Origin of the sequence: Streptomyces sp. NBC_00726, from assembly GCF_045161735.1 — a bacterium.
Taxonomy (GTDB): domain Bacteria; phylum Actinomycetota; class Actinomycetes; order Streptomycetales; family Streptomycetaceae; genus Streptomyces.
Genome location: NZ_CP108983.1, coordinates 5971731 through 5991268 on the forward strand (window position 1 = coordinate 5971731; position 19538 = coordinate 5991268).

The window sequence follows — 19538 nt, forward strand, 5'->3', positions numbered from 1 at the left end:
ACACCCTCATCATTACCATCTGCAACGCTTTGCGCACGTTGTGTGAAGCGAGTGGCTTCGCTCGCACTGCCCGCCGTCGATCGTAATGCGCATGTCATTTCCTGACCCAGGTCGCTCATAACAAGAACCGGCGTTGCGTCGACAATCCTTGGTGTCGAAGTGTCTAAAGTGATTGCGGCGACTTCCTCCACGCGATTCAGGCTTTTATCGGCATGCTCGATTGGGAACTCGAAGGTAGGGCCAGGACAATGAAACCGACCATCTGCCTGTGCATGATCGTGAAGAACGAGTCGGCCGTAATTGAGCGGTGTATCGCCTCGGTGCGTGACATCGTCGACACCTGGATCATCTCTGACACGGGCTCGACGGACGGGACCCAGGATTTGATTCGCAAATCCTTCGATGGCGTCCCTGGTGAGCTGCACGATGACCCCTGGGTTGACTTCGGGACAAATCGTACGCTGAACATCCAACGCGCCCGAGGGAAAGCCGACTACCTGCTTCTGATCGACGCCGACATGACCATTCGGCTAGAAGGGCCATTGCCTCCTCTGACCTGTGCGTCCTACATGATCCGGCACGCCGGCAGCCTCGCCTACCGGATCAAGCGTCTTGTCCGTGGCGATTTGCACTGGCGCTACGAGGGTGTGACGCACGAGTACCTGACAGCCGACGAGGTGCACGACGAGGAGAACCTCGACGCCCTCGTGATCGAGCACTTCGCCGACGGCGGCTCCCGGCACGACAAGTTCGAGCGGGACGTGGCCCTGCTCAGCTCGGAGCTCGAACGCGATCCCGCGAACGCGCGCAGCACGTTCTACCTGGCCCAGACCATGCGTGACATGGGCCGCGTCGAGGAGGCGATCGCCCTTTACGAACGCCGTGCGGAGATGGGCGGCTGGGGAGAGGAGGTCTATTACTCGCTCCTGCAGTCAGGAATCCTCAAGGATGAGTCCGGTGACTGGCCGGGAGCCATGGATACCCTCTCGCGGGCATGGGAGCAGCGGCCGCAGCGTCTGGAAGCGTGCTTCGAGTTGGTTTCACGGCTGCGGAAGCGTGGAAACTATCGCGCCGGTCATGCCTTTGCGTGTGCGGGGATCAATCGCACGGAGCCTGACGATATCCTCTTCACTCACCCATGGGTCTATAAGTGGGGGCTGCTCTTCGAATATTCCATCGTTTCCTACTGGGCAGGGGATGTGGAGGGTTCCCTCGATGCGTGCGACCGTCTCCTGGCCATTCCTGACCTGCCGGAAGCGCATCGCACGCAAACACTGCGGAATCGCGATTTCGCCCTCGCTCGTCAAGCCGAAAAATCGAACAGCATCGAGGGGGAGGCGTCCGGGCGGCCCGCGGCCGAAATTTAGCCTCGCCCGCGGACTCGAAGTCAACCTCGATCACCGCGAACTGCGGCGCGAGGCCGACGCTGCGCCCGGGCGCGTGGTGGGTCAGCGGAAGCTCAGGGAGAAGGAGCCGGGTTCGGCGGTGATCGAACTGGGGCCCTCCCACACCCCCAGGCGGACTACTCGTCCACACCCTCGTCGCGGCGGATCATCCGCCACGCCGCCCGCCGCGCACTGCGGTCGAGGCTGGAGCGGAAGCTCTTGTCGGGGCCGAAGTACTGGCGCCCTATGCCGGCCGTCGTCTCGATGTGGTCGGCCATGTTGTCGGCGAAGGCGCGGTCGAAGACCTTGCCGAAGTTCTGCTCGTCGTTGACGACGGCGGCGGCCCGGACCTTCGGGTCCTCGGTCGTCTTCCTGAACGGTGCGCGGACGTCGTCCTCGGTGAACTCCGTGCCGAACTTCGCGTTGAACGCCTCGATCAGCTCCGACAGCAGCGACTTCTCCGGCTCGGCCGCGCCGCCCGTACCGTCCCCGAAGCCGGGCAGCTCGGCCGGTCCATCGGGGGAGAGCGACACGTCGTACTCGCCGGTCCTCTCCACCCGCAGGTGGCTGAGGTCGATCTCGCCTATGTCGACGCCGCCGTCCGCCCGGCGGGGGAGGCGGTTGAGGAGGTAGCGGCCGTAGAGGTGCAGCCGTTCCAGCTCCGGGTCGCGGTACGGGACGATCTGGGCGAGGAAGCCGTACTTCCGTACGTAGTCGTTGAGGTTCGCCCGGAAGTCCTCGGCCGTCTCGACGTCGTCCTCCTCCTCGCTCTCCAGCAGGGGCGTGAAGCGGGCGACGGCGGGGGAGAGCAGCCGGTACAGCTCGGCGTGCAGCTTCTCCCACTTCGCCTGCGAGCCGGCCGCCTTCTCCTTCGCCGCGAAGTACGCGGCGGCGAACCCGTCCATCTCCGGCTCGGAGATGACCGGCGCCGACATGACCCGGCTCTGCGCGGTGTAGAGCAGGTTCGGGTCGGAGGGAAGGGTGTTCGCCTCCTCGAAGTACGGGCGGAACGCGTCCTGGACGTCCTCGGCGTCGTTCGCGAAGTCCAGGACCGCCAGGTCGGCCTGCGTCTTGCGGTCGGCGGTGCGGTTGAGGCGGGAGAGCGTCTGGACGGCCGAGATGCCGGTGAGCTTCTTGTTGACGTACATGGTGGTCAACAACGGCTGGTCGAAGCCGGTCTGGTACTTCTCGGCGACCACCAGGATCTTGTACTCCTGCTGCCCCCGCCCGCCCGCGCCGGCCGTCTTGTCGTCGGCCCGGGTGTACGCGAACGCCTTCGGCAGCGCGCTCTCCGCGATGCCGCCGTTCTCCTTCGACTCGGTCGTCTCGTCCTCGTCGTCATCGGTCTTCAGCGAGCCGGAGAACGCCACGAGGACGCCCAGGTCCGGGTACTTGGTGTGGTAGTCCCGGTCCTGGATGTAGCTCCGGATCGCCCGGGCCGTCGCCACGGCCGACTTGCGGGAGGCCGTGACCACCATGGACTTGGCGCGTCCGCCGAGCCGGCCCCGGGAGTGTGCCACGAAGTGCTCCACGATCACCTGGGCGTGCTGGGAGACGGTGGACTCGTGAGTGAGCGCGAACCGGGCGAGGAGGCCGTTGGCCTTCGAGGGGTCCACCTCGCGCTCGTCCGGGTTGCCGTTCACCAGCTTCCAGTACGTGTTGTACGTGACGTAGTTCCGCAGCGGGTCGAGGATGAACCCTTCCTCGATGGCCTGGCGCATGGAGTACGTGTGGAAGGGGCGGTAGACCGCCTTCCCGTTCACGGTGTCCTCCGTGCCGAAGAGTTCGAGCGTCTTCGCCTTCGGTGTGGCGGTGAACGCGAAGTAGGAGAGGTTGGCGGCCTTCGAGCGCTCCGCGGCCTTCTGCTTCAGCTTCTCGTACACGGTCAGGGTGCTCGCGCCCTTGTCCTCGGAGTCCGCGTCCAGACCGAGGTCCCGCAGGGCGGCCTTGACGGCCGTGGAGGCGTCACCGGACTGCGAGGAATGGGCCTCGTCGATGACGATCGCGAAGTTGGTGCCCTTGATCTCCGTCGGGTTGCGCTCGATGTAGTCGATGAGCGCGGGGAACGAGTGGAGGGTGACCGTCACGATCTTGCCCGTGTCGCGGGACAGCGCGCGGGCGAGCTGCTCGCTCTTCGCACCGTGCTTCTCGTCCACCTTCACGACCAGGCCCTCGGTCTGCGAGAAGCTGCCCACCGTTTCGCGGAGCTGGGCGTCGAGGTTGCGGCGGTCCGTGATGACGATGACCTTGTCGAACACGGGTGAGCCCGGCTTGATCCGCCCGGCCGCGAGGGCATCGGGGTCGAGCGCGCGGGGGTCGGTGCCGGCGTGCAGGTCGCTCAGCCGGTGGGCGAGCCAGCCGATGGTGTTCGACTTGCCGGAGCCGGCGGAGGCCATGACGAGGTAGTTCTGCCCCACGCCGTGGAAGGAGGTGTGCGCGGTCAGCCGCCTGACGACGTCCCACTGGTGGAAGCGCGGAAAGATCGTGGACTTGGTGGTCCCGCCGCCCGGGGTCCTCGTCTTCTGCTGGTGCACATAACGCTGAAGCAGGTCCAGCCAGTTGTCCCGCGCCCAGACCTGCTCCCACAGGTAGGAGGAGGCGTACGTGCCATACGCGGTCGGGGCCGGGTTTCCGGCGCCGCCGGGGAGGCCGGCGCCGTTCGATCCGGTGTTGAACGGCAGGAAGCGGGTGTTCTTGCCCCGGAGCTGGGTGGCCACGAAGACGAGGTCCGGGTCCACCGCGAAGTTCGCGACGACCCGCCGGGTGAAGATCAGCTCGGTGGGGTCGCGGTCGGTGCGGTACTGCTCCTTCGCGTGCTCGACACCCTGCCGGGTGAGCGGATTCTTCAGCTCGGCGGTGGCGACCGGGATGCCGTTCAGGAACAGGGCCAGGTCGAGCTTGTTGCCCCAGTCGGCCTGCTTGGTCGCGTAGACGAGTTCGCGTACGACGGTGAGCCGGTTGGCGCGGTAGCCGTCGAGTACGGAGTCGTCGGCGACCAGGTTCGGCTTGAAATAGGCCACGCGGAGGCGGACGCCCCGGTCCTTGACGCCGTTCCGGAGGACGTTGAGGAGACCGTCCTCGCTGATCGCCTTGTCGAGGCGCTGGGCGAAGCCGCGCTGGGCGGCGTTGAGGTCCTTGCCGTAGACGGAGAGGAGTTCGGCCCACTCGCGGGGCTGGCTCTCGCTGAGGAAGGTGTACAACTCGTTGGTGTCCAGGCCGAGGTCGGCCTGATAGTCCCCGGCCCGGGCTTCACGCCAGCCGCGCTCGGCCATGGCCGCGACGATGGCGTCCCCGAAGGCGGACTCGCTGTGGATGGGGCTCATACGGTCGGCACTCCGTCCGTTACGTTGCGGCCGCCGGCGGTGGACACGTCGAACTGGCCGGTTACTGCGGCGGTGATGAGGGCCCGGCGGCGTTCGGCGAGGAGGGTGACCTGCCGGTTCGTCAGGCGAGCGACCTGCTCCGAGAAACTCAGCGCCTCTGCGACCTTGTCGACCACGCGACGCTGCTTCTCCACTGAGGGAAGCGACGCGTACACCTGCGAAAGGTGAGTCGGGCCGAAGTGCTGCATGGCAGCCCCGGTCTTCAGCGTATCGATTTGCCGCAAGAAACGTGAAGATTTCAGGAATGCTTCAACATAGTCCATCTCCACGCCGGATCGAGCCGGGCGGAGAATCATAAGGCCAGTGTAGGGAATCGATCCGACGACTTCGGGGTCATCGACAAGGGAGACCGACCCCATTGTTGCGCTTCCGCTGATAAGGCGATCACCGAGTTGCAGCCGAAAGTGCTGCCATTGACGGGCCACCTTTTCCGGGTCCAGGAAGTTGCATCCCCGCAACGTCACCTTCCCTTCCTGGAGGCCGGAGATGCGGATGAGTGGAACGCCTTCCTGATGGAAATCAACAGCCATGATGCCAGGCCCCTCTCGGAACCTGATGATGTAGCGAAGCGGAGTATCGAGGGGCTCTCGGTCAATTTCTGCATCGATCATGGTCTGCGCGCGTTCCGAGGCGAGGCTCTTTACGCGATCGTAGGCTCTGACCAGTGCGTCGATTCGGGTGGTCTCGGCGTCGAGGAAGTCGGCGATGCGGCGTTGTTCATGTGGAGGGGGCACACTGACAGGGAACGACGCGAGCTTTTCCGACGAAAGTTCTGCGAATGTCGTCCCGAGCCCTTCCGCCCGGATGCTGTCCGCCCGTGCTTCCAGCTGATATCCGAAGAAGCGGGGGTCGCAGGGGATTCGAGGGACAAGAGCCCGGCACCCTTGATTGAATGCCATGTCCTCGCGAGCGAGCGCCACGTAGCCGATTGGTGCACGGGTGGACACCAGAATCGATCCTGACGGTGCGACAGTGGAGCCTGTGGCCGCGCCGACAGGTGTCAGACTCCTCCGTGTGGCACTGAGGTGTGAAAACTGGGCTCCGAAGTCGGCCGGGGTGGCCCAGGGAATACGTCCGTTCCAGTTCGCCTCATCGGCCGTGGGGGTTCCCCCATTGACTACCTTGAAAACACGGCGGATGGGGAGTGCTGAGAAGCTCACTCGGTCACCTCGCCCAGCAGCGCCTGGATCTCCGCCTCAAGCGCCTTCAGCTCCGCGTCGATCTCCGCCAACGGCCGCGGCGGCTCGTACACGTAGAAGTGCCGGGTGAACGGGATCTCGTAGCCCACCTTCGTCTTCGCGTGGTCGATCCACGCGTCCGGCACGTGCGGGTGCACCTCCCGCTTCAGGTACTCCTCCACGTCCTCGCCCAGCGGCACGTTCTCGTAGTCCCGCAGCTCCGCGTCCGGTTCCTTCGCGTCGCCCTTCAGGAGCTGCACCTCCCCCTCCGGGTCGCGCACCCCCACCGCATCCCGCAACGCCTTCGCGAACGGCGCCCCCGTCGGCCCCGGCACGCCGGCCTCCGCCATCGCGGTCCGCACCGCCACCTGGGTCTCCGACTTGGTCGTCCACTCCGAGCCCAGCAGCGGGCTCAACGCGTCCCGGAGCACCGCCACCTCCGCATCGGCCAGCTTCCGGAACCGGGTCTCCTCGTCCTCCGTCAGCTTCCGCCGGGCCTTCGTCTTCGCGGCCAGCTCCGGCTCGCGCGGCAGGAAGCGTTCCTCCGCCCACTTCTGCACCGGCTTCGACGCGAGCAGGGCGGCAAGCGTCTCCTCCGTCAGTTCGAAGCGCAGCTTCAGCGGGCGCTCCACCGTGACGCGCTGGTAGCCGAACGCCGTGTTGTCGAAGACCTTCACGTTGGCGTGCATCGGGTGGTCCGGGTTCGCGGCCGCGTCCACCGCTTCCCCGTACAGGCGGGTGATGTCGCCGATGTGGTTCGGCTTGCCGCCCGTGCCGTCGCCGAGTTCCTTGCGCTTGTCGCCGAGCGACTTCCGCATCTTGATCCACTGGTCGCGCGCGTCCAGCAGCACGACCTTGCCCTTGTGCTGGGCGTCCTTGCGGTTGGTCAGAATCCAGAAGTACGTGGAGATACCGGTGTTGTAGAACAGCTGGTCCGGCAGCGCGACGATCGCCTCCAGCCAGTCGTTCTCCAGGATCCAGCGGCGGATTTCCGACTCGCCGGAGCCGGCCGCGCCGGTGAAGAGGGGGGAGCCGTTGAAGACGATCGCGATGCGCGAACCGCCCTTGGCGTTCACGTCCACCGGCTTCATCTTGGAAATCATGTGCTGGAGGAAGAGGAGCGAGCCGTCGTTGATGCGGGGGAGACCCGCGCCGAAGCGGCCGGAGTCGCCGAGGTGGTCGTGCTCGTACTCGACGGCCCCCTTGACCTTCTTCCACTCCACGCCGAACGGCGGGTTCGCCAGCAGGTAGTCGAAGGTCTCCCGCGCGTGGCCGTCGTCCGAGAAGGAGTTGCCGAACGCGATGTTCTCCGGGTCCTGCTCCTTGATCATCAGGTCGGACCGGCAGATCGCCCAGGACTCCGGGTTGAGCTCCTGTCCGTACACCTCGACGGTGGCGTCCTCGTTGTACGACTTGATGTGCTCTTCGGCCGCGCTGAGCATGCCGCCCGTGCCGCAGGCCGGGTCCATGACCGTGCGGACGACACCCGGCAGGCTGAGCGCGTCGCCGTCCGGGGCGATCAGCAGGTTGACCATCAGTTTGATGACTTCGCGCGGGGTGAAGTGCTCGCCCGCGGTCTCGTTCGACTGCTCGGAGAAGCGGCGGATCAGCTCCTCGAAGATGTAGCCCATGTTGTGGTTGGGCACGGTCTCCGGGCGCAGGTCCAGGTCCGTGAACTTGCCGATGACCTGATAGAGCAGGTTCGCACCGTCCAGCTTGCGGACCTGCTGGGCGAACTCGTACTTCTCCATGACCTCGCGGGCGTTGGGGGAGAAGGCCCCGATGTACACCTGGAGGTTCGCGGCCGCGTTGCTCGCGTCGCCCGCGATCTTCTTCAGGGTCAGGCTGCTCGTGTTGTAGAAGGTGTGGCCCGAGGCCCGGCGCAGGAAGTGATCCGTGTCGATGTCCTGGCGCTCGAACCGGGCGGCCGTCTCCGCGACCTTGTCCCGCGTCGGCTCCAGTACGCATTCGAGGCGGCGCAGTACCAGGAACGGAAGGATCACCTTCCCGTAGTCCGACTGCTTGTAATCGCCGCGCAGAAGATCGGCGACGGACCAGGCGTGGTTCGCCAGCTCCGTGTGCTTGCTGCTGTTCAAGTCGTTCCCCGGTTCCCTGTCGATCCCGCTCCGCCGGAGCGGGTACGGGCAAGTGTGGTGGTTACGTGAAGGGCGTGGCGCCGGTTCAGGCCGATTCGGCGCCCGCTGTCCTGTCGTTCGCGGCCGGCGGCGGTGACGGGATCAGGCCGCCACCGGTGAGGCCGCTCGCCAGCAGCCGGGCCGTCGCGTCGGCCAGCTCCGTGGCGCGCGCGGCCTCCGCGCGCAGCGTGTGCACGCGGCGGAAGGCTTCGCCGTACCGTCTCTGCTCCTCCAGCGGCAGCAAGGGCACCCGGAGCCGGCCCGGGCTGACGTGCACGACGGTGCTGCCCGTCGAGGCGGCGGCGATGTTCTCCGCGGATCCCAGGAATCCGGCGAGGAACCACGCGTCGAGCCGGGCCGGGTCCGGGTGGAACAGGTGGACCTGGGGGCCGAGCAGCGCCCCCGCGTCCGTCTCGTCGGCCACCCGGGACATCGCGCCGCTGCCTCCGGCGACCGCCCGGACCAGGACATCACCGGTCGCGATCACCGGCGCCGAGTCCGTCCGCAGGGTGCCCGGGTCGCCGGACGGGGCCGTGCCCCGGGCGATGTCCTGGCCGGTGAGCACGGGTGGCGCGGCCGTCGCCGCCGCGCCCGCGGTCTCCCGTGTCTCCGGGGCCGTACGCAGCAGCGTCAGCGCACCGCCTCGTGCCAGGTCGGCCGCGGTGGCCGTGCGCCACTCGCGGGGCTCCGGGCCGGCCGCGCCCCAGTCCGTGTAGCGCGCGGCCTCGCCCAGCGACGCGGCGCCGGCGATCAGCCGGCGGCGCACCTCCTCCGTCTCGCGGGCCAGCTCAGCCGGGGCGATGTCCGTGCGGGAGGCGCGGACATGGCGGGCGGGCGTGAGGTCGACGAGGTCGTCCAGAAGGTCGACCACCGGCACCGCCCGCACTGTTCCCGGCTCGTCCGTGAACGCGTCCGGGGCGCCGGCGAACGCCGACCACTGGCCCACGGCGGCCTCCGTGAGCGACGGCCAGTCCGGGGCGGAGCGGCCACCACGCGTACCGGCCGCGGCGCCCGCCGAGGCCGGAGCGCCCGCGCCCGCCGCCCCGGCCGTGTCGATGAAGAGGACAGCCTTCCGCTCCGGGCCCGCCGGCTCGGGGCGTTGCAGCACCCAGACCTGAAGCCCCACGTGGAGGGGTGCCGCCGCGCCCGGGGGCAGCGCGATGACCGCGCGGACGGCTCCGCTGCGTACCAAGTCCATGCGCACACGACGGCCCGAGGCGCGGGACGCCGTGGCGGGCGGCAGGAGCACCACGGCGTGGCCCCCCGGCATCAGATGGGCCAACGCATGCTGGACCCAAGCGAGTTCGGACTCGGCGCGGGGCGGGACGCCGTACGCCCAGCGCGAGTCGTACGCCAGCTCGTCGTGGCCCCAGTCGCGGTCACCGTACGGCGGATTGCACAGGACGGCGTCGACGGTGAGGCCGGCGAAGGCGTCGGCGCGGAGACTGTCGCCGACCCGCACCTCGACGTCCGCCTCGGGCGCGGCCAGCAGCAGGCTCACCGCGCTGCGCTGCGCCTGCACCGTAACGGCGTCCTGGCCGTACAGCGCCCCCGCACCGAGCCGCGCCGCCGCCGCGAGCAGTGATCCGCTTCCGCACGCCGGGTCGAGCACTCGCCCGTACGGACCCGGTACGAGCCGGGCCATGAGGTCCGCGAGGGGGGCCGGGGTCCGGTACGTACCCCCGATCGCGCTGTCCTCCAGCTCGCGTTCCGCCAGTACGGCCAGTGCGGCGTCACCGGTGCCGTCGTCCTGTACGCAGCGGAGGAGCGCTCGCAGCACATCGACGTCCTCCCCGGCGAAGCGCACCGCCTCCGCCCCCGGGACGAGATCCGCGGCATCGGCCGACGCCCCCTCGGCGCGGACGATCAGGCTCGGGTCCGACAGGCCGGCGAGCGCCGTGCGCTCCTCGGGCGTGCACTGGGCGGCCGCCAGCACCAGCGGCAGCAGCACACCGGTCGGGCCGCCGGCCGCCTGGCGCAGGCGCAGCGCGGTGCGCAGTTCCTCCGCCGGGTCGGCCGTCGCCGCACGGCCGCGGGCGCCGAGCCAGGTCCGTACGTCCACGAGGTCGTACAGGGGGCTGGAGTCCGTGCCCCCCGAAGGGGCCGGGAAGTCGTCGTGCCTGCGACGCCAGTTGCTGACCGTGGCGCGCGTGACTCCCGCGATGCGTGAGATCTCGGCGGCGGTCACCTGGGCGGATGGCTGTGGCATGGCGGGAGTCCTGAGCCTCTCGGGAGTGAGCAGCTCAAAAGCTACACCAGTCGTCAAACCGATGGAAGCGATTTGACAATGCTTTCACGTCTTTTCTTCTCTGGGCTCGCTTCCGGGGGAACCTCACCGGTTGAGCCCCGTCACGCCCGTCACTTCCGCTTCGCGTACACGATCAGGTTGTCCACCGGGTGGCCGGCCGGGTCGAAGGCGCCGTCGCAGGTGATCAGGCGTAGGGCCCGTTCCGTGGTGCGGCCGTAGACGCGGGCTGTGGGGAAGGCGTGCTTGCTCACCGTCTCGCGGGCGGTGACCTCGAAGTGGATGTTCTTGCCCCGGGCGTCGCGGACCACGATGTCCGCGCCCTTGGTGATCTTGCGCAGGTCATGGAAGACGGCACGGCCGAAGCGGGTGTCGTTGTGGCCGATGAGGACCGCCGCGCCGGGGGCGCCGGGGACGGCGCTGCCCGTGTACCAGCCGGTGGTCATGCCCTTGTCGGCCGGTGGGACCTCGACCGTGCGGTCGGGGTTGAGGCCGAGCCGCATGATGTCGCTGTCCACGCCCAGGGACGGGATGGAGAGGTGGGCGGGGGGCTCGGCGGTGGCGGGGGCCGTGGCGGCGGGGGTCTCGGGGGTCGCCGCCGGTGCGGGAGTCTCCGAGGGCTGCGGGGCGGGGGCGCCGGAGCAGCCGGCCAGGGCGGCGAGCGCGGCGAGGGCCAGGGCGGCCGCGAGCGGAAGGCGGGTGCGGGGCATGGGACAGGGCTCCAGGGATCGTACGTACGGCAGTGGCGCCGCCCGGTCGGTGGGGCGGCGCCACTGCGGCTCATCGGGTGCGGGACGGGTCAGCCGTCACGGCGGGCGGTGCGGCGGCGCACGACGACCGTGCCGGCGCCGCCCAGCAGCAGCGCGGCGGCCGCGGAGCCCGCGAGGACGGTCGTGCCGCTGTCCGGACCGGCGGGCTGTTCACCGGCGGCGACGCCGCCGCGCGGCGCCTCGGACGGGACCGCCGTGGGCGGCTCCGACGGCACGGCGGACGGTTCGTCCGACGGGGCCACGGTCGGCTCGGCGGACTGCTCCGACGGCGGCTCGGTCGCCGAGGCCGACGGCCGGGGCGAGGAGTCGGCGAAGGCCGCGGTGGCCGGTACGCAGACCGCGCCGGCCGCGACGGCGGCGAGGAGGGCGGTACGCAGGGTGGTGCGCAGGGGCATGGGCAGGGCTCCGTTCCGGATCGGCCTCAGGGGCGGCCGCGGTGCGGGTGCGCACCGCGGCGCGAGGCGTGCGGACAGGGTCGCGCCAAGTTGTGAGGAAGCTGTCAGATCGTTGTGTTCATCGCATCAGGGTCGTCGGCGGCACCAAGGGGCGGGGCGCCGGCCGGAAGGCGGAGCGTGAACACCGAGCCCTCGCCGGGAGTGCTCACCGCCGTCGCCGTACCGCCGTGCGCCTCCGCCAGCTTCCGTACGATCGCCAGTCCGAGCCCGCTGCCGCCCGTCCGGCGCGACCGGGACTTCTCGCCGCGCCAGAACCGGTCGAAGACACGGGCCAGGTCATCGGCCGGGATGCCGCTGCCCGTGTCGGCGACGTCCACGAGCACCGCGTCCCCGTCCTCGGAGCCGTAGGCCCACAGCGTGACCGACCCGCCCGCCGGGGTGTGACGCACGGCGTTCGACACCAGGTTGCCCACCGCCTGCCGCAGCCGGACCGGGTCGGCCGTCAGCGCCGGCAGCGGGCGGTCCGGCGGCCGGACGCCCAGCGCGACGCCCGCCGCGTCGGCCCGGGCCTGGTGCGCGGCCGCGACCTGCCCCAACAGCTCGGCCACGGCCACCGGTTCGGGGTGCAGCCGCAGCGCACCCGCGTCCGCCTGCGCCAGGTCCTGGAGGTCGTCGATGATGTGCTGGAGCTGGACCGCCTCGGTGTGCAGGAAGGCGATGAACTCCGGGTCCGGGTCGGCCACCCCGTCCTGGGCAGCCTCCAGCCAGCCCCGGATGTTGCTGAGCGGGGTGCGCAGTTCGTGGGCGACGTCGCTCACCATCGCCTTGCGCTGCGCCTCCAGGCGGGCGCGGTGGGCGGACATGTCGTTGAACGTGGCGGCGAGGCGCCCGATCTCGTTGTCCGCGGCCACCACCACCGGCGCGGTGTCCTCCCCGTCACGCATCCGCTGGGCGGCGCCCGTCAGCGCCCGCAGCGGGCGTACGAGGCGGGCGCCGACGAGCACCGACGCGCCCACGGTCAGGGCCAGCACCAGGGCCGCCGCGCCCGCGATCCGCGCGGTGTTCGCCGGTGAGAGGTCGAAGCCGGGCACGGTCGCGCCGCCCGGGTCGCCGATGAAGAGCAGGGCGGGCGAGGCCACGTACGAACTCAGCTGCTCCCGGCGGGCCGTGCCCACACAGGAGGCGACGGCCCGGTCGTTCTCACCGGTGGCCGCCGCCTGCTGGTCGCCGGGGCCCGGCACCGCGCTGGGTGAGGCGCTCGGCTCCTCGCGGGGGACCTCGGTCGGCACCGCGCTCGGCTCGACGGCCGGGGGCAGCGTCGCCATCGGCGCCGCGGGCACCGGCACCGCCTCCGCCGGAACGGGCTCGGCCGCCTGGCCCCAGGACAGGCCGAGCCTGAGGTGGACGCCGTCGCGGCCCTGGCGCTCCAGACAGGCGTCGGCCAGCTGGTTGAGCGCCTTCAGCGCCTTCCGCTCCGTCGCCGTCGGGGTGTCCAGCGCGTCCACGGCGCACCGCGTGCCCTGGATGCGCTCGGGGTCGTTGCCGCCCACCACCTGGATCAGCGGGCGGCCGCTCGCACCGGCCACCACATCGGCGGCGATCCCGAAGTCGCCCAGGCAGGCCACGCCCCGGTCCGCGATCTTCCGCAGCCGGGTCCGCTCCGCCGCGGGCAGCCGGAACGGGCCCACCGCGCGCGGGTCGACCCGGTCCGTGGTGGTGCCGCCCGTCGCCCCGGCGCCCGTCGACAGCGCGGTGTCCACCGACAGCGGATCGACCACCGCCGACGCCTGGGCCGGGAGCGCCGCCGCGTCCCCGGCCGCCGAGTCGGCCAGCGGGGCGCGGCCCTGGGTCGTCAGCGCGATCCGCCGCCCGGACTGCTCCGCCAGCTCGCGCACCGTGGCCCCGACGCCGTCCCAGGTCGGATGAGCCGCCGCGTAACCGAGCAGCCGGTGGTAGATCCGGGCGTCGGCCGCCAGATTCTGGCCCTGCTCCTGCCGGATCGCGCCCGAGGTCGTCTGCACGGCGAGCCAGGCGGTCGCCGCCACCGAACAGGCCGCGACGAGGGCGGAGACCGCAAGCAGCCGGGCGAACAGGCTCTTGCGCAGGGGCACGGTCCGCCGCGCACCGGCACCGGGGGAGCGGGGCGCGTTACGAAGCCGGGACTCGCCGCGCGACCGGGGCGCCCCCCGAAGCCGCCGCCCGCCGAGAAGCCGCCGCACCTTACGAAGCCGCCGCACCGGCCCCCGCCTTCGCCGGGTCCGTCAGTTTGTAGCCGACGCCGAAGACGGTGAGCAGCCGGACGGGCCGGCGCGGGGCCGGTTCGATCTTCTTGCGCAGGTTCATCACATGCACATCGACGGTCCGGTCGCTGATGTAGCGGTCGAAGCCGTGCAGTTCGCCGAGGAGCTGCTGCCGGGAGAACACCCGGTCCGGCTCGGCGGCCAGCGCGGCCAGGATGCGGAACTCGCCCGGCGTGCACTCCACGGCCCGCCCCTCCACCGCCACCACATGCCGGACCGGATCGACCACCAGCGCCCCCACCCGCAGCACCCCGGCATCCTCCGGTTCGCCGCCCGCGCCCCGCCGGCTGCGGCGCAGCAGCGTACGCACCCGGGCCATCAGCTCGCGCGGGCTGTACGGCTTGGTCATGTAGTCGTCGGCGCCCAGATCGAGGCCGAGCAGCAGATCGTCCTCCGTGGTGCGGGCGGTGAGCATCAGCACCGGCAGCTCCCGGTGCTCCGCGCGCAGTACGCGTACCACGTCGAGACCGTCGGCCCGGGGCATCATCACATCGAGGACCAGCAGATCGGGCTCCCGGTGCCGGACCGCGTCGAGCGCCGCGAGGCCGTCGGGCGCCACGGTCACCCGGTGGCCCTCGCGTTCGAGATAGCGGCGGAGCAGCTCGGCCTGATTCTCGTCGTCTTCGGCAACGATCACATGTGCGCACACACGATCGATCGTAGACAGGTGTTACGCCGTGCCCGCGTCCCGGTGCGACTCCATCAGCTCGTCGTGCGCGGCGACGACGTCCCGGGCGAGGACGGTGACCATCTCCGCGCGGGTCGGCGTGGAGTCGGTGTGCGCGGAGTACAGCCGCAGATCGCGCTGTGCCGACGCCTTCCCGCACAGCTCGCGGGCGAACCGGGCGTTGCCCACCAGATCGGCCTTGCCGTCGTCCACGACCGCCGTGCACAGCGAGGTCAGGACGTCGAGCGCGCCCGCGTCCGGCTCGTCGCCCTGCGAGGCCAGCACGGACCGGGCGATCAGGACGAGTTCCTCGGCGGCGTACGAGGGGAAGTCGACGCGGGTGTTGAACCGGGAGACCAGTCCGGGGTTGGTGGCGAGCAGCTCCGACATCTCGTCCCGGTAGCCGGCGAGCACCACGACGAGCCGGTCCCGGTCGTCCTCGGCCCGCTTCAGCAGCACCTGGACCGCCTCCTTGCCGAAGGCGTCGCCGCCGTTGAGCCCGGTGATGTTGAGCGAGTACGCCTCGTCGACGAACAGCACCCCGTTCAGCGCCGAGTCGATGACCTCGTTCGTCTTGAGGGCCGTCGAGCCCAGGTGCTGCCCGACCAGGTCGGCGCGCTGGGCCTCCACCACATGGCCCGAACTCAGCAGCCCGAGCCCGGCGAAGACCTGGCCGATGATGCGGGCCACGGTCGTCTTGCCGGTGCCGGGCGGCCCCGCGAAGACGAAGTGCCGGGGACGGGCCCCGCCGGGCAGCCCCTGCTCCTCGCGCAGCGCGGACATCCGCAACTGCGCGAGCAGCGTCTGCACCTGGCGCTTCACCGGCTGCAACCCGATCATGGCGTCGAGCGCCCGCTGGGCCTCGGCGAGCACCTGGGCCCGCTCCTCGGCGGACAGCCCGCCGTCGTCGCCGGCGGCGGCCTGCGAAGGACCCCCGCCCGACGTGGCCGTGACCGGGGCGGCGGGCGCCTGGACGGTCTTGCGCACCGGGCGGGCCTGGGCGCGCGACTCCACGTCGAGCAGGTCGGGCGCGCAGCGGAACGCGTACTGATACCGCTTCAGCGCCTCCTCCTCGCGGCCCAGCGCCTCCAGCGACCGCCCCATGAAGTACTTCACCTCGGCGTCGAACCTGCTGCCCGCGCCCAGCTTCCCCGGCAGCGCGGACAGCACGTTCAGCGACTCATGGCAGACCCCTTGCGCGAACAGCGCGCAGCCCACGTACAACTGCGCCTCGTCGCGCAGGAAGGCGTCCTTGATCCCGGGCGCGTACCTCAGGACGAGCGGCCAGTCCTCCTTCAGGAACGCGTACCGGGTGCAGACGAACCGGGTCTCGTCGCAGTCCAGCAGCGCCGTGGACAGCCCTTTCCACGCCTCGTCCACCCGCCGGTCGTCCAGGAACGCCGACATGGCCGCCAGCCACAGATCGCGGGAGGTCTCCAGCCGGAAGGTGACGTAGTGGCCGATCTGGAAGGTGGACCGGAGCGGCGACTGGTACTTCGACCGCAGGGCCCCGAACTGCGCCGAGGTGCGCAGCATGCCGTCCAGTGCCGCCTTCTGGTCCGGGCCCGTCACATGCAGCCCCAGCCAGGCGTCGGCGGCGCTCGGGTCGTGCTGTGCGGCGAGCGCGAACTGCGCCGCGGCGCCCGCGTTGTCCCCCTGCCGCATGAGGACCATCCCCTGGTTCCACGCCTGCTCGGCCTTCCTGGCCGAACCCCGGCTCGTGGCACCCTGCACGTGACTCTCCCCTCGCCGGGCGCGCCGTCCGCGCCCGTGGCCCCCCGGCCGCCCGTGATCACACCCGCAACGGTCGTCAGGATAGCCAACGCCGGGCGCGCGGCCTCCCGGACGCGGACCGCCTCGGCTACGATTTCGCTCCCCGATCTCCGCTCCCCAGTCTCCCCGATCTCCGCTCGCGTCCCCGTTCCCCACCGTCACCGCCGGGAAGTCCGTCTGATGTCCGCGATCCCCAGCAGCCGGACCCCGGACCGGCTCCGCACAGGGGTGCGCGCCGCGCTCACCACCCTCGGCACCGGCTTCCTGCGCCACCCCGCCAACACCGCCCTGCGCGCGCACGCGGACGCCGCCGCCCTGCACACCGCCCTGCTGCGCCTCGTCTTCCGGCTGCTCTTCCTCTTCGTCACCGAGGACCGCGGCGCCCTGCTGTCCCCGGCCGCGACCGCCGGGGCCAGGGCACGGTACGCGGCGCACTTCTCGACGGCCCGCCTCCGCGCCCGTGCGCGCGGCGCCATGGAACGCGGTGAGTTCTACGCGGCGCTGCGCGCCGTACTCGACGCCCTCGGAGACCCGGCCGGGGACCAGCGCCTCGGCCTGCCCGGACTCGGCGGAATCTTCACCCCCACGGAGGCCGACGCCCCGCTGCACGGGCTCGCCCTGCCCGACGAGGACCTGCTCACCGCGGTGCGCCTGCTGTCCGAGGCCCCGGACCCGGGCACCCGGCGCGCCCGGCCGGTCGACTTCGGCCGCCTCGACGCGGAGGAGCTGGGCTCCGTCCATGAATCGCTGCTCCAGCTCGTCCCCCGGATCGACGCGGCGGACCGCGCCTTCACGCTGGTCGCACTCCCCGGCAACGCCCGTAAGACCTCGGGCTCCTACTACACCCCGGCCGCCCTGGTGGAGTGCCTGCTCGACGCCGCGCTCGACCCGGTCCTGGATGCCGCCGTCGCACGCGGCGGGACAGCGGGCGCCGCCGCCCGGGAGCTGCTGGCCCTCACCGTCTGCGACCCGGCCTGCGGCTCCGGCCACTTCCTGGTGGCGGCGGCCCGCCGCATCGCCCGGCGCCTCGCGGACGTGCGCGGAGGCACGACGGAGCCGTACCGCGACGCCCTTCGCGAGGTCGTCGCGCACTGCGTGCACGGTGTGGACCTGGACCCGATGGCCGTCGAACTGGCCAGGATGGCGCTGTGGCTGGAGGCCCCGGAGCCCGGCCGGCCGCTCACCTTCCTGGACGCCCGCGTCAAGCACGGCAACGCCCTGATCGGCGCGGCGCCGGACCTGCTGCGGGGTGGTGTCCCGGACGCGGCGTTCACCCCCACGGCGGGCGACGACCGCGCGCACGCCAGGGCCCTGAAGAAGCGGAACAGGGCCGAGCGGAGGGCCTGCGGCCAGGGCGTCGAACCGGGGCGCGAGGCGGCCGACGCCTGGTGCGCCGCGTTCCTGTGGCGCAGGACGGCGGACGCCCCGCCCGCGGTGACCGACGCGGTCCTCCGCGACCTGCCGGGTGCGCCCGGGGCCACCCGCGAGGAGATCGCGCGGCTGCGGGACCGGTACCGGTTCTTCCACTGGCACCTGGAGTTCCCCGAGGTCTTCGGCCCCGGTGGCCCCGGCGGTTTCGACTGCGTCCTCGGCAACCCGCCCTGGGAGCGCATCAAGCTCCAGGAGCAGGAGTTCTTCGCCCAGCACGACGCGGAGATCGCCGCCGCGAAGACGGCCGCCGCCCGCAAACGCCTGATCGCCGCGCTGAAGGAGGCCCCGGACCGGGCCGCCCTGCACACCGCGTTCGAGGCGGCCAAGCGCACGGCCGAGGGGACGAGCCACTTTCTGCGCGACGGCGGACGGTATCCGCTCACCGGGCGCGGTGACATCAACACGTACGCCGTGTTCGCCGAGGCGGGCCGGGCGCTGACCGGCCCGCGCGGCCGGATGGGCATGATCGTGCCGACCGGCATCGCCACGGACGCGACGACCCGCTTCTACTTCAAGGACCTGGTCGACAGGGGCGCGCTCGCCGCCCTGTACGACTTCGAGAACGCCGCGCCCGTCTTCCCGGACGTCCACCGCTCGTTCAAGTTCAGCATCCTGTCCCTGACCGGCCGTGCCCTGAGCGAACCCGCCGCCCGGTTCGCCTTCTTCCTCCGGGACCCGGCAGAACTCGCCGGCGAGGGGCGGGTGTTCGCCCTCACGCCCGAGGAGATCGCGCTCCTCAACCCCAACACCGGCACCTGCCCGGTCTTCCGGACTCGCCGCGACGCCGAGATCACCCTCGGCATCTACGCACGGCTCCCCGTCCTCATCAAGGAGGGCGACCCGGACGGCAATCCGTGGGGCGTCACCTTCGGCACGATGTTCCACATGGCCAACGACTCGCACCGGTTCCGCACCCGCGAGGAGCTGACGGCCACCGGCTGGCAGGCGGCCGGAAACCACTACGTCAACGGCGACCGGGTCATGCTTCCGCTGTACGAGGCCAAGATGGTCGACGCCTACAACCACCGCGCGGCCGACGTGGTCAAGAGCGCCACCGCCGTCAAACGGCAGAACCAGCCCGCCTATCTGACGGCCGCCGCCTGGGCCACCGCGTCCCGCCTGGCCGTCCCGGGCCACTGGGTGGACCGCGCCGAGACCCCGCCCGGCACCCCGCCCGGCCGCCTCGCCTTCCTCCGTATCAGCAGCCCCACCAACCAGCGCACCATGATCTCCGCGATCCTGCCCCCGGCCGCGATCGGCGACTCCGTCTTCCTGCTGCACACCGGGAACTCACAGGACAGCGCGGCCCTGGTGGCCCACTTCAACTCCTTCGTCTACGACTACGTCACCCGCCAGAAGGCCGCGGGGCTCAACCTCAGCTTCTTCTACATCCGCCAACTCCCCGTCCTGCCCCCGGAGACCGTCCGCCGCCACACCGGATTCCTGATCCCGCGCGTCCTCGAACTCACCTGCACCGCCCACGACATGGGCCCCTTCGCCGCCGATCTGGGCGACACCGGAGGACCGTTCCGCTGGGACGAGGACCGCCGCCGCCGGATCCGCGCGGAACTCGACGCGTTCTTCTTCCACCTGTACGGGATCGGCCGTGCCGACACCGCGTACATCCTGGACACCTTCCCCGTCGTCCGGCGCAAGGACGAGGCCCGGTACGGCGGTTACCGCACCAAGGACCTCATCCTGACCGCGTACGACCTGATGGCCGCCGCGGGGATCGCGACGGGCGGCACCTACACCTCACCGCTCAGCCCGCCACCGGGCGACGGGCCCCGGCATGGACCCGGTCCCGGTGGGTAGGTTCGCCGGCTGTTCCGCCCGGCGTCACTCCGTGCACACGACAAGGGCCTTACGCGGGGGC

The 19538-nt window shown here is 71.0% G+C and carries 11 protein-coding genes; 2 read left to right on the forward strand and 9 right to left on the reverse strand.

Annotation, left to right across the window (positions count from 1 at the left end; genetic code table 11):
• Positions 1–248: 248 nt before the first annotated feature.
• Complete coding sequence (locus OG338_RS26580) at positions 249–1367, forward strand: glycosyltransferase (RefSeq protein ID WP_405939752.1); 1119 nt, start codon at positions 249–251, stop codon at positions 1365–1367.
• Positions 1368–1522: 155 nt separating this feature from the next.
• On the opposite strand, the gene OG338_RS26585 is transcribed toward OG338_RS26580, so the two are convergent.
• The 9 genes from OG338_RS26585 to OG338_RS26625 form a co-directional block, all read right to left on the reverse strand.
• The gene (locus OG338_RS26585) at positions 1523–4708 is read right to left on the reverse strand and encodes a type I restriction endonuclease subunit R (RefSeq protein WP_405939753.1); all 3186 of its coding nucleotides are present in this window, start codon (positions 4706–4708) and stop codon (positions 1523–1525) included.
• The gene (locus tag OG338_RS26590; protein ID WP_405939754.1) at positions 4705–5928 is read right to left on the reverse strand and encodes a restriction endonuclease subunit S; all 1224 of its coding nucleotides are present in this window, start codon (positions 5926–5928) and stop codon (positions 4705–4707) included. The genes OG338_RS26585 and OG338_RS26590 overlap by 4 nt, the downstream gene beginning before the upstream one ends.
• The gene (locus OG338_RS26595) at positions 5925–8042 is read right to left on the reverse strand and encodes an N-6 DNA methylase (RefSeq protein WP_405939755.1); all 2118 of its coding nucleotides are present in this window, start codon (positions 8040–8042) and stop codon (positions 5925–5927) included. Before OG338_RS26595 ends, OG338_RS26590 begins: the two co-directional genes overlap by 4 nt.
• A gap of 85 nt (positions 8043–8127) precedes the next feature.
• Positions 8128–10290, reverse strand: coding sequence for an N-6 DNA methylase (locus OG338_RS26600; RefSeq protein ID WP_405939756.1), 2163 nt, complete (start codon positions 10288–10290; stop codon positions 8128–8130).
• Positions 10291–10439: 149 nt separating this feature from the next.
• Entirely contained in the window at positions 10440–11036 is a 597-nt protein-coding gene (locus OG338_RS26605; protein ID WP_405939757.1) for a class F sortase, read from the reverse strand.
• Positions 11037–11125: 89 nt separating this feature from the next.
• On the reverse strand, positions 11126–11491 hold the full coding sequence (locus OG338_RS26610) for a sortase-dependent protein (protein ID WP_405939758.1): 366 nt from the start codon (positions 11489–11491) through the stop codon (positions 11126–11128).
• A gap of 104 nt (positions 11492–11595) precedes the next feature.
• On the reverse strand, positions 11596–13596 hold the full coding sequence (locus tag OG338_RS26615; protein WP_405940535.1) for an ATP-binding protein: 2001 nt from the start codon (positions 13594–13596) through the stop codon (positions 11596–11598).
• A 115-nt stretch (positions 13597–13711) separates the two neighbouring features.
• Entirely contained in the window at positions 13712–14440 is a 729-nt protein-coding gene (locus OG338_RS26620) for a response regulator transcription factor (protein WP_405939759.1), read from the reverse strand.
• 21 nt (positions 14441–14461) lie between these two features.
• Positions 14462–16192, reverse strand: a complete 1731-nt coding sequence (locus OG338_RS26625) for an AAA family ATPase (protein WP_405939760.1) — start codon at positions 16190–16192, stop codon at positions 14462–14464.
• A 219-nt stretch (positions 16193–16411) separates the two neighbouring features.
• On the opposite strand from OG338_RS26625, the gene OG338_RS26630 reads away from it, so the two are divergent.
• Complete coding sequence (locus OG338_RS26630) at positions 16412–19477, forward strand: Eco57I restriction-modification methylase domain-containing protein (RefSeq protein ID WP_405939761.1); 3066 nt, start codon at positions 16412–16414, stop codon at positions 19475–19477.
• Positions 19478–19538 lie beyond the last annotated feature (61 nt).